This window comes from Polynucleobacter sp. AP-Elch-400A-B2 (assembly GCF_018688355.1).
Lineage (GTDB): Bacteria > Pseudomonadota > Gammaproteobacteria > Burkholderiales > Burkholderiaceae > Polynucleobacter.
Map to the genome: position 1 here is coordinate 108116 of NZ_CP061317.1, position 23627 is coordinate 131742.

Consider the following 23627-nt stretch of genomic DNA (forward strand, 5'->3'; position numbering starts at 1 on the left):
GCAATACTTTCAATTTATGGAGATTTAAAGAATGAAAAAATCGCTATTAGCAGTTGCAGCAATCGGCGCATTTGCGTCAGCAGCTCAAGCTCAGTCCTCAGTAACCGTATACGGTATCTTGGACGTTGGTTTTGTTGGTACGCATTACAACGGTACTGCTGCAGGACCTAACACTGCAACTACCGGTAACACTAACGCAGCTGTCCCTGGCGGCGCTCCTAACGTAAATGCTAGTTCAGCTGGTTTTGGCCAGTCTGCTGAATCTACAAGCCGTTTAGGTTTCAAAGGTAAAGAAGATTTGGGCGGTGGCTTGAATGCAATCTTTACTGTTGAGACAGCAATTGATCCAGATGGCAAGGCAAACGCATTCCAATTTAACCGTCAAACATTTGCTGGCTTAAGCAAAAATGGTTTAGGTTCAACAACAATTGGTACACAGTACACACCAATTTTTGATGTAATGGCAACAACTGATGCTGCTGGTATGAACAACTTGGCAGGTAATGCTGTATATGCTACAAACGTTCAATCATCTACTGGTACATATAACACTGGTTTAGGTGGATTTGCGTCTACTACAGCTACTGCATCTACAGGCGGTCCTATCAGCATTAATGCAAACAGCGGTGCATATGTAACACGTGTATCAAATGCGTTGAAGGTGCAATCTGAGCGTATTGGCGGTCTGCAAGGTCAGGCTTTCTATGCACAGTCAAACAATAGCCAATCAGGTACCACTGGTGGTATTTCTGGTGCAAACAACAACACTATGTTTGGCTTTAATGCTGACTACGTATGGAATAAGTTAAACGTTGTAGCTGCTTACCAATCTTTCAGAGCGCAACAAGGTACATTAGCAAATGCTGCTGGTTCTTCAAACACTAGCGGCTTAATTTTAGCTAACGGAACAGCAGGTCTTTTTGGCAATAACGCTAGTGATGCACAGACATATGCTGCTGCAACATATGACTTTGGTATCGTCAAAACTTATGCTCAGTACATCACACGTAAAGTTTTCTCAACTGCTGATAGCAACTTCCAAACTCAACGTGCTGCTTATCAGCTAGGTGCTAAGAGCTTCATCACACCAACTATCTCTGTATATGCAACATACGGTTTGGGTAAATCAAGCTATGCGCAAGCAGGCACAGCTTATGCCAACTTCCGCACAATGCAAGTTGGTACTGATTACTACCTCAGCAAGCGTACAAACTTGTACGTAGCTTATGGTTCATTTAATCAGTCAAGCCCTAACTCAGCAGCTGTTCCTACCATTTCAAGCTTGTCAGGTATGAACTACGCTACTGGTATCCGTCACACTTTCTAATTTAACGCTAGCGCAAGCTAGTTAAAGTTGGAAATATTAAAACCACCCTTCGGGGTGGTTTTTTTATGAAAATTTTTTATTTTCAATCTTATTTCTATTGGTGAAAATTATCCTAAATACTGATATAAATTTTTGTAACTAGATTGTACAAATACATCAAATTGAGCATCAAAAATGAAATGTATTTATAACCCCCCCCCAAATGATCATCTAGCTGCAAATGATGAATTTATGTGTGGCTCTAAGCACAGCCTTAATCTCTCGCCCATTCAATCTAGTCAGGTTACTCAGTGGCCTAAAGTAGGATTTGAATGGGCCTCACCGCCGTTAAATAAACCCCCTCAGCTGGTGTTATTTGATGAAGTTGCAGATAAGGCGCTTCAGAGAGAAATCTCTAAGCATGTCCAAGGAGAGATCACCCTACAAACCCTAGGTATGTTTAAGAGTCGACTTAGAGCTAAGTTGCTTCCTTACTTTCGTGGGTGCTTAATTAATAAAATTGGGTATGAGCAGATAGCTGAATTTGTAAATTACCTGCATCAGGCCAAGATTAGGCCTGTAACCATTAAGCAGTATTTGGGCTTACTCAAGCGAATCTTAACCCTAGCCTTAGAACAGGAGTTAATTTATAAAATCCCACTGTTTCCTAAAATGAAGGCAAAAAGCATTCCAAGGGGAAGTTTTACATGCAACGAATATAGGCAAATACTGAGAGCTAGTAGAGGCTTATGTGACCCCAATACCCTTGTCTCAAAAAATCACAGAGTAACTGCAGGCGGTGCATATAAAGTACGCGATACAGTTCCTGTAGAGATGACATGGTTAATACAGTTCATGGTGAACTCATTTATTAGACCTGTGGATATAAAGCTAATTAAACATAAACATGTGGAATCGGTCTCGGGAATTAATACTTATTTGCGGCTGAACTTGCCAAAAACAAAGGGGCACTCAGGGCAGATTGTTACCTTGAGTTCTGCAAAATATGTCTATGACCGTTTGAAGTGTTACCAGGTCTCTAGGGGATATGGCAATTCCGAGGACTTCTTATTTTTGCCGGAGGCTAAGGATCGGCAGGGCGCTATTCAGCTGATTACAACCCATTTCAGAAAAATACTTAAAAGTGCTAATGCAACATTAGGGCAAGAGGGTCAGAATCGAACCTTGTACAGCCTGAGACACACCGCCATTACTTTTAGACTGCTTTATGGTAGGGGCATTGATTTGCTTACGCTTGCAAGAAATGCCCGAACATCAGTAGAAATGATTGAAAGATTTTATTCATCCAACTTAACAGCTGAGATGAATATAGAAATGCTCCAATCCAAGAGAACAACACGTTCACTAAAGTGACCAAGAAAAAACCCACTGTGTTGCCACAGTGGGTTAATTTAATGCCAGACTAATCATCAACTAGCTTACGCTAGCATCGAATTAGAAAGTGTGACGGATACCAGTAGCGTAGTTCATACCTGACAAGCTAGAAACTGTTGAAACAGCTGCTGAGTTAGGGCTTGACTGGTTAAATGCACCGTATGCTACGTACAAATTTGTACGCTTGCTCAAGTAGTAATCAGAACCAACCTGCATTGTACGGAAGTTAGCGTAAGCTGAACCAGCTTGCGCATAGCTTGATTTACCCAAACCGTATGTTGCATATAGAGAGATAGTTGGTGTGATGAAGCTCTTAGCACCTAACTGATATGCAGTACGTGAAGTTCCGAAGTTGTTGTCGACAGCTGCGAACGCTTTGTTTGTAATGTACTGAGCGTAACCCTTAACGATGCCAAAGTCATATGTTGCAGCAGCATAGGTTGAGTTGTTGCTACCGTTAGTACCAAAGTCCGCCGCAGTACCGCCAGGTGCTTTGAAGCCAGAAGTAGGAATTGCAGCAGTACCGTTGATTGCTCTAAAAGACTGGTAAGCAGCCACAACGTTTAACTTGTTCCAAACGTAATCAGCATTAACACCAAAAGCTGTATTGTTATTGTTGCCGCCGTTGTAAGCTGCATTAGTTTGGCTTTGGTTAGCTTGTGCATAGAACGCTTGAACTTGCACACCAGCCATACGATCAGACTGGAGCTTCAATGCATTTGAAGCGCGTGTTACATATGCGCCGCTTGGTGCGTTGAAACTTGTTGGAGCAGAACCTGAACTTGTGTAAGCAGTAACGCCATCGTTGTAAGTGCCGGTAGAAGATTGCAAGTTACCTGTGTAAACAGCGTTACCTGTCAAGTTGTTCATGCCAGCAGCATCTGTAGTAGCCATTACATCAAAAATTGGTGTGTACTGAGTACCTAGTGTTGCCTTACCCAAACCAGACTTGCTTAAACCAGCAAATGTTTGACGGTTAAATGCGAAAGCAGAAGCCGCTTGATTTGGGCTAAGTGCTGTCTCAACAGTAAAGATTGCAGCTAAACCGCCACCTAAATCTTCAGAGCCTTTAAAGCCAATACGGCTTGTGGATTCGGCAGACTGACCAAAACCAGCTGAGCTAGCGTTTACTGATGGGGATCCAGCTATACCTGTACCAACGTTAGCGGCGTTAACTGTACCAGCAGAAGTACCGTTGTAATGTGAACCAACAAAACCAACGTCCAAGATACCGTATACGGTTACTGAGGACTGAGCTTGAGCTGCTGACGCAAATGCGCCGATTGCTGCAACTGCTAATAGCGATTTTTTCATTCTTTAAATCTCCATAAACTAAGGAATGAAGACTTAAAGACTTTGAAATCACAATTTGCTATTAAGGTTGGTGGGAATCTTTATGAAGAAAGCCACTACTGATTACCAATGTTTGATAGTATGGTTGGATGCCTAAAGCTACTACTAGTACAACATTATTGAGTCAGCAGTGAAGCAGGACCTCCTTGGAGATGTATATTTCCGATTTTTGCGGCTCTTAACGATCTTAGAGGCAACGCCGACATTCCCGTGTTTAGATTCTGTCGAGAGAAGGTTGCTTGAATTTATTGCGATGCACGAAAGTGTTGGCCGTGGTCCACTTGTCAGTGAGACAATTTATTCAAGTGATATCGGGTCTCCAGCAACCTTGCATCGTCGGATTGCTGTATTGAAAAAACATGAGCTGCTTCGTTATGGTGATGATATTGATGGCCGTAAAAAGTACCTTGAACTAACACCTAAAGCAAAGAGCTACTTTGCAGAGCTTGGGAAATGCATCCTCAAGTCTGCAAAAGTGACTTAATCTCTTTTCAGGCGCCTTTATTTCTTCAGACTATCCCTAATTTCTCTAAGTAGGGCAATGTCTTCAGGCGTTGCTGGCGCTGGCGGCGCATCCATGATCCGCACTTTATTGATGATTTTTACCATCTGGAAAATCACAAAGGCCAGGAGGATGAAATTTATTGAGATGGTGATGAAGTTGCCATAGGCAAAAATCGGTACCCCAGCCTTTTTTAAGGCATCAAATGTTCTAGGTACACCCTCTGGAACGTGTCCCAGAATGACAAAAAGGTTAGTAAAGTCAATATGACCCCCCAAAAGGGTAGAAATCACCGGCATAACAATGTCATTTACCAGGGAGTCGACGATTTTCCCGAAGGCGCCGCCAATGATGACACCCACTGCTAGGTCGATGACATTTCCCTTGACGGCAAAGTCCCGAAATTCCTTTAAAACGCTCATAAATAGCTTCCTTTTCTCTCAGACTGAGATTAACCCAGAATTAAGCCCATAACTTTGATGCATACCTCATTTTTACTTTAAAATCTTACCTTTAAGCAATTTCCACCTATTAATGCCCTATCAAGGAATTTTGTAAATGAGTGACAAGCCCAGTATGGATAAGGATCGTCGTAAATGGTTGATCGCTACGTCAGCGGTCGGCGGTGTTGGTGCAGCTGCAGCCCTTTACCCTTTTGTGGATAGTTTTGAGCCTTCTGAGCGCGCTAAGGCCGCTGGAGCTGCTGTTGAGATTGATATTTCTGGCATGAAGCCAGATGAGATGAGAATGGCAGAATGGCGCGGTAAGCCGGTATGGGTTGTGCGTCGCACACCAGAGCAGCTTGCTGAATTATCTAAAATTGATGGTGAATTAGCCGATCCAGATTCTCTGCGTAATCCAGCGCAATACACACCCGAATACGCACAAAACCAATGGCGCTCAATTAAGCCTGAGTACTTTGTTGTAGTGGGTATTTGTACTCATTTGGGCTGTTCACCATCTGCTAAGTTTGAAGCTGGTGCGCAACCATCCTTGCCAAGTAGCTGGCCAGGAGGCTATTTATGTCCATGTCATGGCTCTACATTTGATATGGCCGGCCGTGTATACAAAAACAAACCAGCTCCAGATAACCTTGAAGTGCCGCCACATATGTATTTGAGCGATACCAAGATTCTGGTTGGCGAAGATAAGAAGGCCTAAGGAGAGATAAATGGCATTTCAAGAAAAAGTAGTTCCAGCGGATGCATCCGCTGCTCAGAAGGTGATGGCTTGGGTTGACTCAAGGCTACCTGTGACCGAGGCTTTCAAGCGTCACATGAGCGAGTACTACGCCCCTAAAAACCTCAATTTCTTCTACATTTTTGGCGCTCTCGCCATCGTTGTTTTGGCTATTCAGATCATTACCGGGATTTTCTTGGTGATGAACTACAAGCCAGATGCTGCGAAGGCATTTGAGTCTGTTGAATACATCATGCGCGAAGTGCCGTTTGGGTGGTTGATTCGTTATATGCATTCCACTGGCGCCTCAATGTTCTTTGTGGTGGTCTACATGCACATGTTCCGTGGTTTGATTTACGGCTCCTATCGCAAACCGCGTGAACTGATTTGGATTTTTGGTTGCGCTATTTTCTTGTGCTTGATGGGTGAGGCGTTCTTCGGATACTTGCTCCCATGGGGTCAAATGTCTTACTGGGGTGCTCAGGTTATTGTGAACTTGTTCTCCGCTATCCCATTGATTGGTCCAGACCTCTCCTTATGGTTGCGTGGTGACTATGTAGTTGGCGATGCAACTTTGAATCGCTTCTTTGCATTTCACGTCATCGCCATTCCATTGGTATTGATCGGTTTGGTTGCCGCACATATTCTGGCTTTGCATGAAGTGGGCTCGAATAATCCTGATGGCGTAGAAATTAAAAATACGCTGGATGCTAATGGCCATCCTGTTGATGGCATCCCATTCCATCCTTTTTACAGTGTTCATGATGTGATGTATTTGGGTGGTTTCTTGATTATTTTTGCTTCGATTGTGTTCTTTGCGCCAGAGATGGGCGGCTATTTCTTAGAAGCGAATAACTTTATTCCAGCAAACCCATTTGTAACTCCATCGCATATCGCACCAGTTTGGTATTTCACGCCGTTCTATTCAATGTTGCGTGCCACTACAACCAACTTCCTCCTACCTTTGTGGATTTTCTTGGCAGTGATTCTTGGGATGTTTGCCCTTAAGTCAAAAGACATTAATATCAAAGGCGTTTGCGTAGCTATCGCTGTGGTTTTGGCTGCTGGCTTTTATGCGCTTGATGCGAAGTTTTGGGGTGTTGTGATCATGGGTGGTTCAGTAGTGATCCTGTTCTTCTTGCCATGGTTAGATCACTCCCCAGTGAAATCCATTCGCTATCGCCCACAGTTCCATAAATATATTTACGGCATCTTTGTTGTGACTTTTGCGATTTTGGGTTACCTGGGTATTGAGGCACCATCACCCGTGTACGAAAAGATTTCTCAGATTTGCACTATTTATTATCTGGGCTTTTTCTTGGCAATGCCGTTCTGGAGCAAGCTTGGTACATTCAAGCCAGTTCCAACACGCGTTACTTTTGAGTCCCATTAATTCACGCTGAGATATTAGGAAATAGTATGAAACGAATTCTGCAAAATTTGATGGGCATCTGCCAGGCAACTGCTTTAGTTGCGGCACTTGGTTTTGGCTTAAATGCAAATGCGAACGAGGGTGGCTATCCCCTGGATACTGCGCCCAGCCGCGTAAGTAACAATGCCTCCTTGCAAAATGGTGCCAAGATATTTGTGAACTATTGCTTGAATTGTCATGCGGCAGTAAGCATGCGTTACAACCGTTTACGTGATATCGGCTTGAGCGACCAACAGATCAAAGACAATTTGATCTTGACGGATGCGAAAGTTGGCGATCTGATGACGATCTCTATGACACCTAAAGAAGGTAAAGCTTACTTTGGTAAGACTCCACCAGATTTATCTGTTGAGGCTCGTGCGCGCGGTACTGACTGGCTCTACACCTACTTCCGTACTTTTTACAAAGATGACGCCACACAAACTGGTTGGAATAACTTGGTGTATCCAAACGTAGGGATGCCACATGTTTTATGGCAACTACAAGGCGAACGTGCTGCAAAGTTTGAGGATCGCCCAGATCCACACGATGCAAGTCGTGTTGAGAAAAAGTTCGTTGGATTTGAGCAATTAACTCCCGGAATAATGAAGTCACAGGAATACGATGACAACATTGCTGACTTAGTAGCATTCTTATCCTGGATGGCTGAGCCAGTTCAGCTAGAGCGTAAGCGTCTTGGAGTTATCGTACTGATCTTCTTGGCAATTTTTACTCTATTGGCTTGGCGTTTGAACAAGGCTTATTGGAAAGACATTCACTAATTCAATTTGATGAGCCCTGATGTTAGGGCTCATTAGTGAACCGATTTAACGCTGTTGTGCGTTTGTTGTACGGAAGTAGATATTTAAGGAAATAAATTTATGATGGTGTTGTACTCAGGCACAAACTGCCCATTCTCGCAACGCTGCCGTCTAGTGCTTTTTGAAAAAGGCATGGACTTTGAAATTCGTGATGTGGACTTGTTTAACAAGCCAGAAGACATCTCGGTGATGAACCCTTATGGCCAAGTTCCGATCCTGGTGGAACGTGATTTAATTTTGTATGAGTCAAACATCATTAATGAATACATTGACGAGCGCTTTCCACACCCACAATTAATGCCGCCTGATCCGGTTGCACGTGCACGTGCTCGCCTCTTCCTCTTCAATTTTGAGAAAGAATTGTTTGTGCACGTAGCTGCTTTGGAAAATGAAAAAGGGAAGGCTGCAGAAAAGTCCCATGAAAAAGCGCGTTTAGCCATTCGTGATCGCCTAACTCAGCTTGCACCCATTTTTGTGAAAAACAAGTACATGCTGGGTGAAGAGTTCTCCATGCTGGATGTAGCAATCGCTCCTTTATTGTGGCGTTTGGAGCATTACGGTATCGATCTTTCACGCAATGCTGCCCCTCTCTTAAAGTACGCTGAGCGTATTTTCAGTAGACCTGCTTACATTGAGGCTTTGACACCATCAGAAAAGGTAATGCGTCGCTAAGCGGCTCATTACTCAGGCTGGCAGAATAAGCATGTCTGATATCCCAAGCAATAAACCCTACCTAATCCGTGCCCTACATCAGTGGTGCACGGATTTTGGTTTTACGCCCTTCATGGCAGTCTTTGTGGACTCCAGTGTTGAAGTGCCTATGGAGTTTGTGAAGAAGGATGAAATTGTTTTAAATCTCTCTCTTGAGGCCTGCCATCAACTGAATTTGGATAATGATTGGATCAGTTTTCAGGCGAGATTTGGCGGAGTTCCAAGAAAAATTATGGTCCCTGTAAGTCATGTTTTAGCAATCTATGCACGTGAAAATGGCCAAGGAATGTCTTTTCCCTTTGATGCTAGTCAGAGCGGCAAACTGAAAGATGTCAGCCCCGAGAATGCTGAAAAGCCAAAAGCTGGCAGACCTTCCTTGACGATTGTGAAATAGGTTAGAATATTATCCGTTGCCCCTTTAGCTCATCTGGTAGAGCAACTGATTTGTAATCAGTAGGTGGTCTGTTCGAGTCGGACAAGGGGCACCAAAATTCAAAACCTAAGTTCTCACGAGCTTAGGTTTTTTCAATTATGGTGCCAGTATTCAGGTGCGTTGCGGGCCACTTAACTGAGTAGGTTCGCTCTTCTAGTTTCTGGCAAATACAGTATTGCCACGATTGCCCCACTAGCCAAGAAAATGGTCGGATACCAGAGTCCCGCAAGATTACTTTCCCAGCGTTGATTCAGCCAGGTAACAATCAAAGGGAGAAGTCCACCAATCCACCCAGCGGCTAAATTATGTGGAAGGGTAGCTGCACTGTTTCTGGTTTTGGCAGGAAATAGTTCTGCAAGTAGGGCTGTTTGTGGGCCCACAACAAGAGCAAGGATTGCTGATAAGCCAATTAAGATTCCCGATATCAATGAGATAGATAGGTTATTACTTTGTAGTAAATAAAACGCTGGCAGTATTAGTGTTGAGCCCAAGAGGAGGCCGCTGACAACGACAGGCTTCCTACCGATCTTGTCTGAGAGCCATCCTGCAAATACCGTGAAAGGCAATAATGCAACTGTTGCGTACACACTGAGTTGATCAACTAATTGAGGGGCAAGCCTTACGGTAGTCTTTAGGAAGACTGAGGTATAAACCTGCACGCAGAAAAATAAGACTGCGCCACCAGCAGAGATACAGAAAAAAAGGAGAAACATTCTCTTTCTGGTTTCTGGATCCTTCAGGTTGTCACGCAAGGGGCTTTTAGACTGGGTCTCTGTTTTGCTGAGTTGCAAATAGATTGGCGTTTCTTCTAAAGCTATGCGGGCTTTAAATGCAATCAAGAGCAGAACTAGCGATACCCAAAATGGCACACGCCAGCCCCAAGATAGAAATTTTTCTTGAGTAAGATAGGTTTGTAGCAAGGCAATTTGGAGTGTAGAAACTAAGATGCCTAATGGCCCCATCAGCTGTAAGAAGCTGGTTTTAAATCCGCGATGAGAGTCACCGGCATGCTCAGTGAGGAAGACGGCACTGCCGCCAATTTCACCCCCTGCTGAGAGGCCTTGAAGTAGTCTAAGGCTCACCAGCAGAACAGGTGCCCAGATGCCGACTTGGGTATAGGTTGGTAAAAATCCAACACAAACGGTAGCAAAACCCATCAATACGATAGTGATCATGAAAACAGGTCGTCGCCCAATACGGTCGCCGATGCTGCCAAATATCGCTGCCCCAATGGGCCTAACCACCATACCCACACCAAAGGTCGCCAAGCTGGCTAATAAGGCGTTATTGGGATCGCTAGAGGGAAAGAAAAGAGGACCAAAAACTACTGCAAGAGTTGCGAAGGTCAGAAAGTCATACCACTCGAGAAAGGTTCCAAAGCAGGCAGCAATAGCTACTTTTTTATAGGAATGCGATCCAGCTTTGATTTCTAATGCGGGAATAGCAGTCAATTTTTATTCTGAGTCACTTGACGATTCAATTAAGGGTGTGGCTAAATTTTTGCTAGGCTTCACACCAAGCTCACGTACTTTTTCCGCAGTACGAATCAGATTGCCTTTGCCGGATTTGAGTTTGCTAAAGGCATCGTGATAACTTGTTTGGGCTTGATCTAGGCGTTGACCTAATTTTTCAAGGTCATCAACAAAGCCGACAAATTTGTCATAGAGCGTGCCACACTGTTTTGCAATTTCTAGAGCGTTACGGTTTTGATGATCTTGACGCCACAGGTGGGCAACGGTACGTAGCGTTGCCATTAAGGTGCTAGGGCATACCAGCACAATATTCTTCGCCAATGCTTCTTGGTAAAGGTTAGGCGCAGTTTTCAAGGCTAAGAGGAACGCAGGTTCAATTGGCACAAACATCAATACAAAGTCTACTGAGCCAACACCATAAAGAGAGCTATAGTTTTTGCTGGAGAGTCCTTGGATATGCTGGCGGAGAGATTGAATATGAGCTGCCAACTCTTGTTCAGCAATGACTGGGTCTGAGGCTTCTGCATGACGTGAGTAGGCTGTAATGGAAACCTTACTATCAACCACTAAACTTCTACCCTCTGGTAGCTTAACTACCACGTCGGGTTGGAGACGTGAGCCATCGGTCTGAGTGTGGCTATCCTGAACTAGATATTCTTCACCCTTTCGTAGGCCTGAAGATTCGAGAATGGACTCTAAAACCAACTCACCCCAATTTCCTTGAACTTTAGAGTCGCCCTTGAGTGCCTGAGTTAGTGAGCGTGTCTCATCTGACATACGTAAATTCAGATTAGCTAGACGCTCGATCTCACTCCTAAGGGCAAAGCGCTCGCGCGCTTCATTGCCATACGAAGTATTCACTTGCTCTTTAAATTCTGTTAACTTCGTTTGTAGCGGCTTCAGAAGAGCATCTAAGCTAGCAACGTTTTGCTCTGTAAAGCGCTTGGACTTATCTTCCAAAATTTCATTGGCCAGATTTTTGAATTGGCTAGTGAGTGCCTCTTTAGCCTCATTAAGGGATTCAATTCTTCCTAAGCCCTGTTTACGCTCAGAATCTAATGCTGCCTCAAGTCGAATGGCGTTTTGTAATGCCTGATCACGTTCTACTTTTAGGTTGGTGGCAAGCGCAGCATCAAGTTGATTTTGTTGTTCAACTCTAGTGAGAGCCGAGCGTAAATTGAGTGCATAGACCAAAAGGCCTGCACATAAACCGAATGGCAGGCCAAATAGTAAAAGAGAGCTTAAGTCAAAAGTCACAAATAGACGCTATGCAGATTTTGTGTAATTAGCCTTGTACAAGCTTTTTCAACTCACCGCTTTCGAACATTTCAGTCATGATGTCTGAACCACCAATGAATTCACCATTGATGTAGAGCTGAGGAATCGTTGGCCAGTTAGCAAATTCCTTAATGCCCTGACGAATTGCTTCATCTTCCAGAACGTTAACAGTATGAAGAGTTTCCACACCACTTGCGCGCAAAATATTGATCGCGTTTCCGGAAAAGCCGCATTGTGGAAACTGGGCATTGCCCTTCATGAACAATACAACAGGGTGGCTAGTAACGATTTCTTGAATTTTTGCTTGGGTATCCATATTTTTTCCTGAATTGAAGCTATTTAAAGATGATGATTTACTACTAATAATGGCTTAATTTTAAGGCTATCTGAAGAAAAGGGTTAATTCCCTTGGTCGGTTTTAGAGCTTTTTGCGTCCAGAAACTGCCCGGTGGTGGCCTGCTAAATCGAGGTGCGCCTGCACATCTATTAAGCCTGCTGCTTTCATCAACCCCATCACAGCCTCAGATTGATCAAAGCCATGCTCGACGGCAAGCAAGCCGCCAGGTTTGAGGTATTGATCAGCCCCCGCAATAATGATCTCTAAGCAGCTCAGCCCACTAGCGTAATCGGTCAGAGCAGATTGAGGCTCAAAGCGCAGATCCCCTTGAGTAAGGTGGGGGTCCTCATGGGCTATATAGGGCGGATTACTCACAATCACATCAAATTGGCTTAGTTCGGTCAACGCCGCATACCAACTACCTTGAAAAAACTGGACTTGATCTAATAGGTTCAGAGATTGTGCATTTTGCTTTGCAATAGCCAGAGCCTCAGTCGATTGATCAGTTGCAATCATCGATGCCAGTGGCACGGCACTTGCGATAGAAAGTGCAATAGCACCAGAGCCGGTGCCCAGATCCAACACTCTTGTGTGTTTGCTGAGTTTAGTAATTTCAGTCAGGGCAATCTCTACGAGGAGCTCAGTTTCTGGACGGGGGATAAGTACCCCAGGGCCCACTTCTAACTCAATATTATGAAAGCCCTTCCTACCCAAGATATACGCAATGGGTTCCCCCAGAGCTCTCCTGGAGACTAGGTTTTCCCATTCCCCAAAAGCTTGCTCACTCAAACTCATATCGTCACGAGACAGAAGGGCAGAGCGTGGGAGTTGGTAGTACTTTTCTAGGATGTAGGCCAGCAATATCCGCGCTTCATTGGCAGGCAATGCGCAGTTGCTAACTAATGCTTTTAAAGACTGGCCGACACTCATCCTGCTTGTATTAACTATCGCCAAGTGCTGCAAGAAGCTCTGCCTGATGCTCAGACGCAAGGGCATTGCATAGATCGTCTATATCACCATCCATCATGGCATCGATCTTATAAAGCGTGAGATTGATGCGGTGATCGGTAATACGACCTTGCGGAAAGTTATAAGTCCGAATGCGATCGCTACGATCACCAGTGCCAACTAAAGACTTTCTGGTCTGAGCTTCTAGCTGATGTTTTTCTCGTTCACGCGCATCCATGATGCGAGAGACAAGAACCTTCATCGCTTGCTCACGATTGCGGTGCTGACTACGATCATCTTGGCACTCAACTACAGTGCCAGTTGGTAAATGGGTAATACGTACCGCAGAGTCTGTTTTATTAATATGCTGACCACCAGCACCTGAAGCTCTAAAAGTATCAATGCGTAATTCAGCTGGATTAATTTTGACCGCTTCTAATTCATCAGCCTCGGGCATCACCGCTACCGTACAAGCCGAAGTATGAATACGTCCCTGCGTTTCTGTTTGGGGAACACGTTGCACGCGATGGCCACCAGACTCAAATTTGAGACGCGAGTAGACCGATTGCCCAACAAGACGCAAAACCACTTCTTTGTAGCCACCCAGATCGGATTCAGCCGCATTCACCACTTCTACTTTCCAACCCTGACGTTCTGCAAAGCGCGTATACATTCGGAGTAGGTCGCTAGCAAAGAGCGCACTCTCGTCACCGCCAGTACCTGCTCGAATTTCTAAGAAGACATTGCGCTCGTCGTTAACGTCTTTTGGCAGCAATAGTTTTTGTAGGATGGCTTCAAGCTCTTCCATAGCTGCTTGAGCTTGTTTTTGTTCATCATCGGCAAAGTCCTTCATCTCAGGATCTTTGCGCATCTCTTCTGCGGCTTGAGCATCTGCCTCAGCTTGCTTATATAAGCCGAATTGCTCCACCACGGTTGCGATATCAGAATGCTCACGCGTGAGCTTTCGATAGTTGTCCATATCTTTAGTGGACTCTTCAGTAGTCAGTAAGGAATTGAGTTCGGCTAAGCGCGTGTCTAGGTGGTCTAGCTTAGCCCGCATGCTGGGCTTCATCTAATGGTCTTCTGGCTTGGAGTGCGAGGCGAATAATTTAGGAAGCAACTTAATCAGGGCGTCACGCTCAGCGCCATTGGAATGTTGTAGAGCATGTAATGAGCCATGTAGGAACTTATTAGTTAGACCTTGTGCCATAGCGTTAAGTACCTCTTGGGGATCCTCACCACGCATCAATCTTTTCATGGCGCGATCTAGTTCAAGTTGTCTGAGGTGTTCGCCTTGCTGTTGAATATCCTGAATCAGCGGGATCGTCTTGCGACCTTGCATCCAGTGCATGAAATTACCAACACGATCTTCAATAATGACTTCAGCTTGACTCACTGCCGCTTGGCGTAAAGAGGCGCCCGTTTGAATCATCACGCCTAAATCATCGACTGTATACAAGTAGATGTCACTTAAGCGGCTAATTTCGGGCTCAATGTCACGGGGTACTGCTAAATCAATCATGACTATCGGTTTGCGACGACGTTGCTTTAGTGCACTCTCCACCATTCCTAAGCCAATAATCGGCAGTGATGATGCTGTACTTGAAATGATGATGTCAAATTCATGTAATCGACTTGGCAGCTCTGAGAGCTTGAATGATTCTGCTTCAACATCTTGAAGAGAAATCGAGTCTGCTAATTCTTGTCCGCGTTCAATGCTGCGATTGGCAATAGCTACTGCCTTAGGCTTGCGTGCTACGAAATGGGTGGCGCATAAAGTGATCATGTCGCCAGCGCCGATAAATAGAACGCGTTGATCAGCAATACTTTCAAAAATGCGTTCAGCTAATCGAACTGATGCGGCTGCCATCGAGATTGAGTGAGCACCAATTTCTGTCGAGCCGCGAACTTCCTTTGCAACAGCAAAGGTTTTCTGAAAGAGTTGATTTAGATAAGTGCCAAGGACGCCTGCATCATTTGCAGTGCGCACCGCATCTTTCATCTGACCCAAGATTTGGGTTTCGCCGATCACCATAGAATCTAATCCGCAAGCCACTCTAAAAGCATGGCGTACCGCATCAGACTGCGGTAGTGAGTAAATGTGTGGCTCTAAACTGCTTGGAGCCAGTTTTTGGGTTTTAGCTAACCAATCAAAAGTGGCTTCGTGCAAAAGGCTCGCTGCATCTGCATCGTTAGCGGCGCAGTAGAGTTCAGTTCGATTGCAGGTAGACAGAATGGTGGCTTCAGGCAGGCCGGCCTGATTCGCACCAACGAGATGTTGGCGAAGATCGTGCAACGCTTCTTGAAGAAATTCAGGGTCAAAGGCGACCTTTTCCCGAATGGCGACCGGCGCTGTGTGATGATTGATGCCGAGTGTCAACAACTTCATAATGGTGATTATAGATTTGATGTCAGCAACAAGGGGGTGGCAATGGGGTTTTTAGCTTTTCTGGTGATCGGTGGCTTAACTGGCGTATTTGCCTTGGTTTTTTACCCAGGAAAACGTCAATCTAGGCCCAGGCCCAGGAAATTCCTCATGGCGGTATTGCTCGGCACTATTGCTGCCCTAGCTAGCTCTTATATAGGGCAATTTGCAGGCTTATTTCAGGCGGGTCAGATGCTCGAGTGGCTAAGCGCCATAGCCAGTTCTTGTCTGGCTGGCGCTCTTTACGCTGGCCTCGCTAAGTAAGCGATCAATCGGGGGTCTCTTCCGTATCTAGAAGGATTTGATCTAGAAAAATCATCAAATCAATATCGGCCCGATCTGCGGATGACGCTAGCGCAGATTGGCGTCGATATTCCTCAATCAGCTCTACTGAGGTTACGGCGCAATTGGTGATGGGTTTTGGGGTGTTTAATGGCATTTTTGAGCACGTTTAACCATGAATTTTAATATTTCAGATTAACTGCGTAGCGAAAATAAGTCTTTATCCGTATAACTTGCATGGCTATCAACCCACTGAATCGGTGACTGCTGTTTTGCAATTAGCCACTCATTGGCTTTAGTAAAGTGCCTACAACTTGTCTTTGCACCTGGCTCTAGAAAGGGTCGATCTGTTTTATAGACCCCCAGCCCAGAGGGGTGGGAGGATTGAAGAATCAATTGATCTTGGGCAGCCTCAATCAGGGGTAGCTTGGATTGGGCATGGCCACCCCACAGCATCCAAACCAGATTGGGCTTTTGCTGCGCCAAGCCACTAATAAGTCTATCGATAAGGGATTTCCAGCCTAGGTTGGCATGACTGCCTGCTTCACCTAATTTAACGCTGAGAGCGGTATTGAGAAGCAGGACGCCTTGCTCAGCCCAACTATGAAGATCGCCATTGGGAAGAGCGCCAAAACCCTCTAGCGCCAGCGCTTTACTGATATTGCGCAAAGAACTCGGAAACTGGCGAGAATTTGTTGGAATATGGCTCGGAATAGAAAAGGCCAGGCCCTGAGCAAGACCGGGGGAGTGATACGGATCCTGCCCCAAGATGACCACCTTCACTTGATTCAGCGGAGTCAGAGTGAGTACTTTGAAGAAATTCTGCGGCTCCGGACAAATCTTCTCGACCTCTTTATTGAGCTTGACTCTCAGATTAGTCTGCAGAGTTTGCCACTCAGGAGATTCAAAATAATCTCCGAATAGGGCTCGCCAATCTTCCGGAATATCAGCCGCAGAAAATGAATGCATCACTCAGCTGGCGTGAGCGTGTATTGGCTTGGAATTTGATCATCCTCAAGAACAGTCATGCACTCATGTTCTAAGTCATCTCGGTAAAAGCAAATCTGAATGATTTGCCCTGTGATCAAGCTAGATAAAACGTTATCCCAGCGAGCAGAAGTAATACGCTCACCATTGATGCTAGCTAAAAGATCTCCAGCGGCTAGACCGGCTAATTGTGCAGCTCCGCCATCGAGAACGTGAGTCACCTTGAGCCAACCACCTACTTCAGCATAGCGCATTCCGAACTGAAGTTTTATTTGCTCTAGTTTGGAATGCTCTTTTTGTTTAACCGTAATGAATTTGGAATCAATCCATTTCTGAATGGGAATGTCTTCAGCGCCAAAAATGTATCGAGACTTAAATTCATTCCAAGTTGTATTAAAACCTGCACCCAGCAGTATTCGCATTAAGTCATCTAAGCCATCTTCGGCAATCCCATCAAGCGTGACTCCATGTCTTTGCCAGATGAGACGCATCAAATCATCTAGGGATTGGCGATTACTTGTAAAAGCCCGAATCTTGAGATCTAAACCTAAAGCGAGCAAGGCACCCTTGCCGTAATAGCTAACGACTGCGTTAGGTGTGTTCTCGTCGGCTTGGTAATACTTAGTCCATGCATCAAAAGAGCTATCTGCAAGGCTTTGCTTGAGTCTGCCTGGCCCACGCAAAATACCATTCCAATTGTTAGCAACTAACTTGAGGTAGGTTTTGAGATCGATACGTTTGCTGCGGAACAATTGCAAGTCATCGTAGTAACTAGTAAAGCCTTCAAATAACCACAGTAAACGAGTATGGTTTCTGCGATCGAGTTGATAGGGTTGAAATGCTTTTGGCTGAATGCGTTTGACTAACCAGGCATGGAAGTATTCATGGCTACAGAGACCTAGAAACTCACGATAAGATGCATCATCTAATGGGGTATTCAATTGAGGAATTTGATCACGACGACATAGAAGAGCTGTGCTATTGCGATGCTCGAGTCCGCCATATCCAGAGAGGACTGCATTCACCAAAAATAAGTAATTCTGGAAAGGTGCTTTCTTAGTCTTTGGTTCAAAGAGGTTAATTGTGCAGGTACAGATTGCCTGAAGATCTTTTGCTAGGCGCTCCAGATCCACTTCATGAATACAGCCTTGAATAGCCATAGCGTGTGACACGCCATTGGATTGCCAATACGCAATCTGAAACTCACCCATCGCAACCGGATGATCTAAGAGATCATCATAATTTTTAGCGAGGTAAAAGCCGTAACCTTGGTCATCTACTTTGGCTGGCTGTAGGCCTGTCTGAACAGTCCAGGTATTTGCATGGCTATCTTTAGGTGGAATCAACACTACAGCGCACGGTAAAGACTCCTGCCCCTTGACTGCTAAACATAGACTGCTTGGATTGATAAAAGCACGCTCAGTATCTAGATAGGCGGCCCGTACGGAAGAATCAAATGCATATACTGTTGTGAGGATTTCTACTGCACCAGTGAGCTTAGGCAAGCGCCACTGATCATTATCGATTCGCTCTAAGACCAGCGCTTCATTCGGCTGATCAAGCGAAAACGCTTCGATCGTTTCAATTTGCTTGCTGAAATCGCGTATCAAATAGCTTCCCGGAATCCAGGCAGGCATTTGCAGAATCTGTCCATTCGGCGAAGGATTCTGAATGTGTAACTTCACATGAAAGCGGTGACCGTGTAAATCCGCCGACCAAATGGTGTAATGGATTGCTGGTAGATCAGAGGTATTTAATTTGTTCATCAGTATTGCCTTTTACTTCAGACTACTAAATTTCTTTTCAATATCGGTGATCTGAACAGCGCCGGGAAAGCGGCTGCCATCAGTAAAGAAAATAGTAGGTGTACCTGTAATGCCATAGGTTTTGGCAAAGGCCATGTTTTTATCTAAAGGCGTAGTGCAGTCGCTTTTACCACTAGGCGCAATGCCATTAATCATCCAATCGATGTAGGTTTTCTGGGGATCGGCAGAGCACCAAATTTGTTTCGACTTTTGCGCAGAGTCGGCTGACAGAATCGGGATAAGGTAGATATAGATCGTCACATTATCTAGTTGCTGTAAGGATTTTTCTAAACGCTTGCAGTAACCGCAATTCGGGTCAGAGAAAATAGCTAACTGTCGACTACCATTACCGCGTACTGCTTTTAAAGCATTTGATGGATTGAGTTCAGACCATTTGATGCGATTGAGGTCTGCCTGTTTTTGCTCGGTTATATTTTTCCCGGTAGCGATCTCAATAATTTCGCCTTGGATTAAATATTTGCTATTGGCATCGGTATAAAAAACCTCATTTCCAACCAACACTTCGTAGATGCCGGGAATGGGAGATTGAGAAACGCTTTTGATTTTCGTATTTTGGCCAATCTTCTTTTGTAGTTCAGATCGGACTTGTTGATCTGATTGAGCATGCACTACTCCTACTGAAATAGTGAGAAAGCAAGCTATAGAAACAGTAGAAAATAATTTATTCAAAATCAGCATCCCCGAGAGCGCGTTCAATAAGACGCCGTTTAATGAAGTGACTGCGATTGACCATACCCAGCCCCCAATTACGTAATTGCCTTTCAGTGCTACTACTCGCTGAAAAAAGCTTTTTGAGTTTATCTGTTACCCAGAGTAATGCGCTGGTATCACCTTGACGTTGGCGCTCGTAGCGACGCAGTAGCACTATGTCATTTGGTAGTCGAAAAGATTCTCGTTTACTGAGCACATGAAGAAGCGATGCAACATCCCTGAGGCCTAAATTTAAGCCTTGCCCAGCTAGTGGATGAATGACATGAGCCGCATCTCCAATCAGAACAACTTTGGGATTTTCTGCTGGGCCAATAAACCGACTCGCCTGAATTTTTCTGAGGGGAAAAGTCGCTGGCATTGAATTGAGCGTGAGTTCTCCAAGTTGAGAAGCTATTGCGCCATTAGCAATCGAGGCAAACTTTTCAGTCCAGCCTGCAAAATCCAACTTTAAAAGATCCTCGGCATTTTCTGGTGAGGTTGACCACACCATCGACACTTGTTTATTTGGTAGTGGCAACATCGCCACAATATCCCCGCCTGGCAAAAACCATTGATAAGCAGTTTCTAGATGGGCGCCACTACAAATCCAATTGGCTACTACGGCATTTTGTGCGTAGCTTTCCTCTTTTGCATAAATCCCCAACTCTGAGCGTATAGGTGAATTAGCACCATCAGCAGCAATCAGGAGTTGGGCTCTCAAGCTTGAACCATCTTTCAAGTGAAGTAGAACCCCATCAGCAATAACTTCAATGTTTTCTACTGCGCCATTCATGCGCTCCAATTTACTTTGAAAGCGTGAGGCTTGATCTAAGGTGTGTTCGATCACATTGGATTCACCAATCCATGCAAGCTGGGGTGTACCAGCTTCAAAAGCAGATAGATGTAGCTGATCCTGTTTTTCACCGCGATCGCCAAAAATGCGCATATCTCGAACCGCTTGCAAGCGGTTGTGATCAACCGCATCCCATACTTGCAAATGAGCTAGTAATTTTTGAGTGCCGGGAGAAAAAGCATAAATACGCTGACCCCACTGACTGCCCTCGGGGGCGGCAAGCACTTGCCCTAAGTCGGGGGCAATCTGAACCGTTTGCAACCCAAGTTGAGCTAGACCTAAGGCGCAAGCCTTACCCACTATACCTCCGCCGACTATAGCGATATCTACAGTCCGTATCTGAGAGGTATTTTTAGGCAATTTAACCGAGCTATTTGAGTGAACTTCTGACATATCTCGATGATATCGAAACTAGCCCTTTACAATACGACCATGTCTTTGAAATGTGGCATCGTCGGCCTGCCTAACGTCGGCAAATCTACCCTCTTTAACGCGCTTACCAAAGCTGGAATCGCGGCGGAAAATTATCCTTTCTGCACGATCGAGCCCAATGTAGGCGTGGTCGAGGTTCCTGACCCCCGTCTTGCCGCTTTGGCCGAGATCGTCAAGCCTGAGCGCATCCTGCCTGCCGCTGTCGAATTTGTCGATATTGCGGGATTGGTGGCTGGCGCTTCTAAAGGTGAAGGTTTAGGGAATCAATTTTTAGCGAATATTCGTGAAACTGACGCTATTACCCATGTGGTGCGCTGTTTCGAGGATGCTAATGTAATCCACGTAGCCGGCAAGATTGATCCGATCTCCGATATTGGGGTGATTGATACCGAATTAGCCTTGTCAGATTTAACTACGGTTGAAAAAACGCTACAGCGCTCAAGCAAGGCGGCTAAATCAGGTAATGACAAAGAAGCCGCAGCCTTAGTGGCTGTGCTAACTAAAGTGCAGGCTCACTTAGATCAGGCTCAGCCGGTACGCAGCATGAAGCTGACAGAAGAAGAAAACTTGCTCTTAAAGCCGCTCTGCTTAATCACAGCAAAGCCGGCAATGTATATCGCTAACGTCAAAGAAGACGGTTTTAAAAACAATCCTCATTTAGAGGAGGTTATTCAGCATGCGGCCAAAGAGGGCGCCCCAGTAGTGGCAGTATGCGCCGCAATTGAGGCTGAGATTGCTGACCTAGATGATGCCGATAAAGTAGAGTTCCTTGCCGACCTAGGTATGGAGGAGTCTGGATTGGATCGCGTGATTCGTGCAGGCTATAAGTTACTTGGGCTACAGACTTACTTTACCGCTGGAGTTAAAGAGGTTCGCGCCTGGACCATTCATCAAGGTGATACTGCTCCCCAGGCTGCAGGGGTTATTCATACGGACTTTGAGCGTGGCTTTATCCGTGCACAAACTATTGCATTTGAAGACTTTGTTCAATTTAAGGGTGAGCCTGGTGCCAAAGAAGCTGGCAAGATGCGTGCCGAAGGTAAGGAGTATGTTATTAAGGACGGCGATGTCCTCAACTTCCTCTTTAACGTCTAATGCACCACCTTTAAAGAAAAAGCCCTTATAACTAAGGGCTTTTTTACTTTCTTGGGGGAATAAATCAACCCGCTTTGACAGCCTTTTCTAGACACTTAGAAATTTCTTCATAGCGCTTGATAGCGACCTTAGTGGGCGCCACTTCTTTTTTACGCCCATCTTCATTCGCAGCCATCTTGATGTAACCCATGGCGCTGAGATTCTTTAGGCGACCGTGCAGTGTGGCTTGAGAGCCAAACTCAGACATCGAAATTAAATCTCCAACCAATAGAGATTGCTTCGCATGAAAGCTCAGAATAATTTTGTCCAACAAACTTTCCTCAATGGAGTCGAGTTTTTTCCCAGGATTGATGCGGTCTAATGCATCAATCAGATTTAAAAAACGAATGTAGCAAGAAGATTTAATGGTGGACATTGTTTGGTGTGTTGAGTATGAGTAGTTAGCCCTAGGGTTAATACCATTGTAGGCCTATTAATCTTGTTCGCAACTTGTATGTGTTTATAGAATCAACCATACTCGTAGTAATGAATAAGATAAGTCAAGAATGGATGGTTGGATTTATCGTGAGCGTGCTTGCTTACTCAAGCCTTTTTTGCATTAACGCTTGGCTTACAACGCACCTTAGCTATGGTGTTGGGGTTAATTGGATTTATCTTCCAGCCGGCTTACGTTTATTTTTGACGCTCATCTTTGGCTTATCTGGCGCCATTGGCATTGCTATTGCTTCATTTGCGATTTGTTTTTTTGGACCATTTCCACTCGAGCTCACCAACTATATTGGTATCGGCTTAATATCTGGCTTTGCACCTTATCTAGCAAGACTCTTTGTTGTGAGCAATATCAGCATCTCATCCGATTTAAGTAATTTAAGCTTACAGAAACTGGCAATTTGTATCTTGATTTACGCTGCCCTAAGTTCAGGCTTACACCAATGGTGGTTCGCAATCCGAGGACTTGATGAGGCAGGAACTCTAAATCATTTCTTAGTCATGATGACTGGCGACGTGCTCGGGACGGTAATGCTGATCGGCCTTGTTAAATATGGTTTAGATCTAATGAGACTCTCTAGGTCTAATTAATTAAACAGCTTGCTTAATGCAGTCCCTGGGTCATCCGCCCTCATAAAGGCTTCACCCACCAAGAATGCATTGATCTGATGATCACGCATCAATTGCACGTCTGCACGATTCATGATTCCAGATTCGGTAACCAGAGTTTTTCCAGCAGGAACCATTGATAGCAAGGACAGCGTTGTTTGAAGGGTCACTTCAAAAGTCTTCAGGTTACGATTATTAATTCCAAGCAATGGCGTTTTTAATTCAAGTGCTTGCTCTAATTCAGGGGCGTTATGAACCTCAACGAGCACATCGAGACCGAGTTCATGAGCGCAGGCTTCTAACTCCTTCATTTGATTGAGTTCTAAGCAGGCCACAATGAGCAAAATAGCATCGGCACCGATTGCCCTTGCTTCATATACTTGATAAGGGTCGATAGTAAAGTCTTTGCGTAAGACTGGAATATTGCATGCGGCTCTTGCGGCCTGAAGGTAAGCATTAGCCCCCTGAAAATAATCTTTATCTGTGAGTACAGATAAACAAGCTGCCCCATTTTTTTCGTAGGATTGGGCAATCTCAGCTGGCTGAAAATTTTCTCGCAAGATTCCTTTGCTAGGGCTTGCTTTCTTAATCTCAGTAATCACACCGGCCTTGCCAGCTGCAATCTTTCGTTCGATAGATTGAATAAAGCCCCGTGGTTTTAATGGCGCATCACGATTATTTTCCTCAGCCTGATCACGTTGATTCGCTAAAGAGATTTTTTTTGAATCAGCGGCTACCTCAATTTTTTTGGTGGCAACAATTTTATCGAGGATATCGCTCATGAGGATCTTAA

The 23627-nt window shown here is 44.9% G+C and carries 25 protein-coding genes, 1 tRNA gene and 1 pseudogene; 12 read left to right on the forward strand and 15 right to left on the reverse strand.

Annotation, left to right across the window (positions count from 1 at the left end; all coding sequences use genetic code 11):
* Positions 1-31 precede the first annotated feature (31 nt).
* Both FD977_RS00640 and FD977_RS00645 read left to right on the forward strand, forming a co-directional pair.
* On the forward strand, positions 32-1327 hold the full coding sequence (locus tag FD977_RS00640) for a porin (RefSeq protein WP_215305675.1): 1296 nt from the start codon (positions 32-34) through the stop codon (positions 1325-1327).
* 174 nt (positions 1328-1501) lie between these two features.
* Positions 1502-2680: a phage integrase SAM-like domain-containing protein gene (locus FD977_RS00645; RefSeq protein WP_215305676.1), complete on the forward strand. Its 1179-nt coding sequence runs from the start codon at positions 1502-1504 to the stop codon at positions 2678-2680.
* A gap of 81 nt (positions 2681-2761) precedes the next feature.
* Here the strand turns inward: FD977_RS00645 and FD977_RS00650 are convergent, their stop codons facing one another.
* Positions 2762-4015 carry a porin gene (locus FD977_RS00650; RefSeq protein ID WP_215305677.1) on the reverse strand — a complete coding sequence of 418 codons (1254 nt, stop codon included), beginning with the start codon at positions 4013-4015 and terminating at the stop codon, positions 2762-2764.
* Between the two features lie 169 nt (positions 4016-4184).
* Here FD977_RS00650 and FD977_RS00655 point away from each other — a divergent pair, with 169 nt between their 5' ends.
* Positions 4185-4538, forward strand: coding sequence for a hypothetical protein (locus FD977_RS00655; protein WP_215305678.1), 354 nt, complete (start codon positions 4185-4187; stop codon positions 4536-4538).
* 17 nt (positions 4539-4555) lie between these two features.
* On the opposite strand, the gene mscL is transcribed toward FD977_RS00655, so the two are convergent.
* Positions 4556-4978: a large conductance mechanosensitive channel protein MscL gene (mscL, locus tag FD977_RS00660; RefSeq protein ID WP_215305679.1), complete on the reverse strand. Its 423-nt coding sequence runs from the start codon at positions 4976-4978 to the stop codon at positions 4556-4558.
* Positions 4979-5114: 136 nt separating this feature from the next.
* Here mscL and petA point away from each other — a divergent pair, with 136 nt between their 5' ends.
* The 6 genes and pseudogenes from petA (at position 5115) to FD977_RS00690 (ending at position 9166) form a co-directional block, all read left to right on the forward strand.
* On the forward strand, positions 5115-5717 hold the full coding sequence (petA, locus tag FD977_RS00665) for a ubiquinol-cytochrome c reductase iron-sulfur subunit (RefSeq protein WP_215305680.1): 603 nt from the start codon (positions 5115-5117) through the stop codon (positions 5715-5717).
* A 10-nt stretch (positions 5718-5727) separates the two neighbouring features.
* Positions 5728-7128 (forward strand): cytochrome bc complex cytochrome b subunit, encoded by a 1401-nt coding sequence (locus FD977_RS00670; RefSeq protein WP_215305681.1) that lies wholly within the window; start codon positions 5728-5730, stop codon positions 7126-7128.
* Between the two features lie 26 nt (positions 7129-7154).
* On the forward strand, positions 7155-7928 hold the full coding sequence (locus FD977_RS00675; RefSeq protein ID WP_215305682.1) for a cytochrome c1: 774 nt from the start codon (positions 7155-7157) through the stop codon (positions 7926-7928).
* Positions 7929-8027: 99 nt separating this feature from the next.
* Positions 8028-8639 carry a glutathione S-transferase N-terminal domain-containing protein gene (locus tag FD977_RS00680; protein ID WP_015420301.1) on the forward strand — a complete coding sequence of 204 codons (612 nt, stop codon included), beginning with the start codon at positions 8028-8030 and terminating at the stop codon, positions 8637-8639.
* Between the two features lie 31 nt (positions 8640-8670).
* A pseudogene (locus FD977_RS00685) lies at positions 8671-9057 on the forward strand (ClpXP protease specificity-enhancing factor); the annotation flags it as partial.
* Positions 9058-9090: 33 nt separating this feature from the next.
* Positions 9091-9166: transfer RNA gene (locus tag FD977_RS00690), tRNA-Thr, on the forward strand.
* A 76-nt stretch (positions 9167-9242) separates the two neighbouring features.
* Here the strand turns inward: FD977_RS00690 and FD977_RS00695 are convergent.
* The 6 genes from FD977_RS00695 to hemA form a co-directional block, all read right to left on the reverse strand.
* On the reverse strand, positions 9243-10562 hold the full coding sequence (locus FD977_RS00695; RefSeq protein ID WP_215305684.1) for an MFS transporter: 1320 nt from the start codon (positions 10560-10562) through the stop codon (positions 9243-9245).
* 3 nt (positions 10563-10565) lie between these two features.
* Positions 10566-11840 carry a DNA recombination protein RmuC gene (gene rmuC, locus FD977_RS00700; RefSeq protein WP_215305685.1) on the reverse strand — a complete coding sequence of 425 codons (1275 nt, stop codon included), beginning with the start codon at positions 11838-11840 and terminating at the stop codon, positions 10566-10568.
* Positions 11841-11868: 28 nt separating this feature from the next.
* A complete protein-coding gene (gene grxD / locus FD977_RS00705) occupies positions 11869-12177 on the reverse strand; it encodes a Grx4 family monothiol glutaredoxin (protein ID WP_046329433.1) in 309 nt (102 codons plus the stop codon).
* Between the two features lie 102 nt (positions 12178-12279).
* Positions 12280-13128, reverse strand: coding sequence for a peptide chain release factor N(5)-glutamine methyltransferase (gene prmC, locus FD977_RS00710; RefSeq protein WP_215305686.1), 849 nt, complete (start codon positions 13126-13128; stop codon positions 12280-12282).
* Positions 13129-13138: 10 nt separating this feature from the next.
* On the reverse strand, positions 13139-14218 hold the full coding sequence (gene prfA, locus FD977_RS00715) for a peptide chain release factor 1 (protein WP_215305687.1): 1080 nt from the start codon (positions 14216-14218) through the stop codon (positions 13139-13141).
* Positions 14219-15535 carry a glutamyl-tRNA reductase gene (hemA, locus tag FD977_RS00720; RefSeq protein WP_215305688.1) on the reverse strand — a complete coding sequence of 439 codons (1317 nt, stop codon included), beginning with the start codon at positions 15533-15535 and terminating at the stop codon, positions 14219-14221.
* A 42-nt stretch (positions 15536-15577) separates the two neighbouring features.
* Here hemA and FD977_RS00725 point away from each other — a divergent pair, with 42 nt between their 5' ends.
* On the forward strand, positions 15578-15835 hold the full coding sequence (locus FD977_RS00725) for a hypothetical protein (protein ID WP_215305689.1): 258 nt from the start codon (positions 15578-15580) through the stop codon (positions 15833-15835).
* Positions 15836-15839: 4 nt separating this feature from the next.
* On the opposite strand, the gene FD977_RS00730 is transcribed toward FD977_RS00725, so the two are convergent.
* Genes FD977_RS00730 through FD977_RS00750 form a run of 5 tightly spaced genes read right to left on the reverse strand, consistent with a single transcriptional unit; the run spans position 15840 to position 20602 of the window.
* Positions 15840-16010 carry a hypothetical protein gene (locus tag FD977_RS00730; RefSeq protein WP_215305690.1) on the reverse strand — a complete coding sequence of 57 codons (171 nt, stop codon included), beginning with the start codon at positions 16008-16010 and terminating at the stop codon, positions 15840-15842.
* A gap of 38 nt (positions 16011-16048) precedes the next feature.
* Positions 16049-16822: a uracil-DNA glycosylase gene (locus FD977_RS00735; RefSeq protein ID WP_215305691.1), complete on the reverse strand. Its 774-nt coding sequence runs from the start codon at positions 16820-16822 to the stop codon at positions 16049-16051.
* Positions 16822-18606, reverse strand: coding sequence for a M61 family metallopeptidase (locus tag FD977_RS00740; protein ID WP_215305692.1), 1785 nt, complete (start codon positions 18604-18606; stop codon positions 16822-16824). Before FD977_RS00740 ends, FD977_RS00735 begins: the two co-directional genes overlap by 1 nt.
* A 12-nt stretch (positions 18607-18618) precedes the next feature.
* Positions 18619-19335 carry a DsbC family protein gene (locus FD977_RS00745; protein ID WP_251369501.1) on the reverse strand — a complete coding sequence of 239 codons (717 nt, stop codon included), beginning with the start codon at positions 19333-19335 and terminating at the stop codon, positions 18619-18621.
* Entirely contained in the window at positions 19328-20602 is a 1275-nt protein-coding gene (locus FD977_RS00750; protein WP_215305693.1) for an FAD-dependent monooxygenase, read from the reverse strand. The genes FD977_RS00745 and FD977_RS00750 overlap by 8 nt, the downstream gene beginning before the upstream one ends.
* A gap of 39 nt (positions 20603-20641) precedes the next feature.
* Between FD977_RS00750 and ychF the strand changes: the two genes are divergently transcribed.
* Positions 20642-21736 (forward strand): redox-regulated ATPase YchF, encoded by a 1095-nt coding sequence (gene ychF / locus FD977_RS00755; protein WP_215305694.1) that lies wholly within the window; start codon positions 20642-20644, stop codon positions 21734-21736.
* 64 nt (positions 21737-21800) lie between these two features.
* Here the strand turns inward: ychF and FD977_RS00760 are convergent, their stop codons facing one another.
* Positions 21801-22151 (reverse strand): hypothetical protein, encoded by a 351-nt coding sequence (locus FD977_RS00760; protein WP_215305695.1) that lies wholly within the window; start codon positions 22149-22151, stop codon positions 21801-21803.
* Between the two features lie 110 nt (positions 22152-22261).
* On the opposite strand from FD977_RS00760, the gene FD977_RS00765 reads away from it, so the two are divergent.
* A complete protein-coding gene (locus tag FD977_RS00765; protein WP_215305696.1) occupies positions 22262-22816 on the forward strand; it encodes a hypothetical protein in 555 nt (184 codons plus the stop codon).
* Here the strand turns inward: FD977_RS00765 and trpC are convergent.
* Positions 22813-23616, reverse strand: coding sequence for an indole-3-glycerol phosphate synthase TrpC (gene trpC / locus FD977_RS00770; protein ID WP_215305697.1), 804 nt, complete (start codon positions 23614-23616; stop codon positions 22813-22815). The two genes, FD977_RS00765 and trpC, sit on opposite strands and share 4 nt — an antisense overlap.
* Positions 23617-23627: the final 11 nt, after the last annotated feature.

Bases quoted from the DNA above. Each gene is read 5' to 3' on its own strand.
- trpC (WP_215305697.1), bottom strand. From the start codon at position 23,616: ATGAGCGATATCCTCGATAAAATTGTTGCCACCAAAAAAATTGAGGTA.
- FD977_RS00650 (WP_215305677.1), bottom strand. From the start codon at position 4,015: ATGAAAAAATCGCTATTAGCAGTTGCAGCAATCGGCGCATTTGCGTCA.
- prmC (WP_215305686.1), bottom strand. From the start codon at position 13,128: ATGAGTGTCGGCCAGTCTTTAAAAGCATTAGTTAGCAACTGCGCATTG.
- FD977_RS00640 (WP_215305675.1), top strand. From the start codon at position 32: ATGAAAAAATCGCTATTAGCAGTTGCAGCAATCGGCGCATTTGCGTCA.
- FD977_RS00675 (WP_215305682.1), top strand. From the start codon at position 7,155: ATGAAACGAATTCTGCAAAATTTGATGGGCATCTGCCAGGCAACTGCT.
- FD977_RS00740 (WP_215305692.1), bottom strand. From the start codon at position 18,606: ATGAACAAATTAAATACCTCTGATCTACCAGCAATCCATTACACCATT.
- FD977_RS00760 (WP_215305695.1), bottom strand. From the start codon at position 22,151: ATGTCCACCATTAAATCTTCTTGCTACATTCGTTTTTTAAATCTGATT.
- prfA (WP_215305687.1), bottom strand. From the start codon at position 14,218: ATGAAGCCCAGCATGCGGGCTAAGCTAGACCACCTAGACACGCGCTTA.
- FD977_RS00730 (WP_215305690.1), bottom strand. From the start codon at position 16,010: ATGCCATTAAACACCCCAAAACCCATCACCAATTGCGCCGTAACCTCA.
- FD977_RS00645 (WP_215305676.1), top strand. From the start codon at position 1,502: ATGAAATGTATTTATAACCCCCCCCCAAATGATCATCTAGCTGCAAAT.
- grxD (WP_046329433.1), bottom strand. From the start codon at position 12,177: ATGGATACCCAAGCAAAAATTCAAGAAATCGTTACTAGCCACCCTGTT.
- FD977_RS00680 (WP_015420301.1), top strand. From the start codon at position 8,028: ATGATGGTGTTGTACTCAGGCACAAACTGCCCATTCTCGCAACGCTGC.
- FD977_RS00670 (WP_215305681.1), top strand. From the start codon at position 5,728: ATGGCATTTCAAGAAAAAGTAGTTCCAGCGGATGCATCCGCTGCTCAG.
- FD977_RS00735 (WP_215305691.1), bottom strand. From the start codon at position 16,822: ATGCATTCATTTTCTGCGGCTGATATTCCGGAAGATTGGCGAGCCCTA.
- FD977_RS00725 (WP_215305689.1), top strand. From the start codon at position 15,578: ATGGGGTTTTTAGCTTTTCTGGTGATCGGTGGCTTAACTGGCGTATTT.
- ychF (WP_215305694.1), top strand. From the start codon at position 20,642: ATGTCTTTGAAATGTGGCATCGTCGGCCTGCCTAACGTCGGCAAATCT.
- petA (WP_215305680.1), top strand. From the start codon at position 5,115: ATGAGTGACAAGCCCAGTATGGATAAGGATCGTCGTAAATGGTTGATC.
- hemA (WP_215305688.1), bottom strand. From the start codon at position 15,535: ATGAAGTTGTTGACACTCGGCATCAATCATCACACAGCGCCGGTCGCC.
- FD977_RS00765 (WP_215305696.1), top strand. From the start codon at position 22,262: ATGAATAAGATAAGTCAAGAATGGATGGTTGGATTTATCGTGAGCGTG.
- FD977_RS00750 (WP_215305693.1), bottom strand. From the start codon at position 20,602: ATGTCAGAAGTTCACTCAAATAGCTCGGTTAAATTGCCTAAAAATACC.
- mscL (WP_215305679.1), bottom strand. From the start codon at position 4,978: ATGAGCGTTTTAAAGGAATTTCGGGACTTTGCCGTCAAGGGAAATGTC.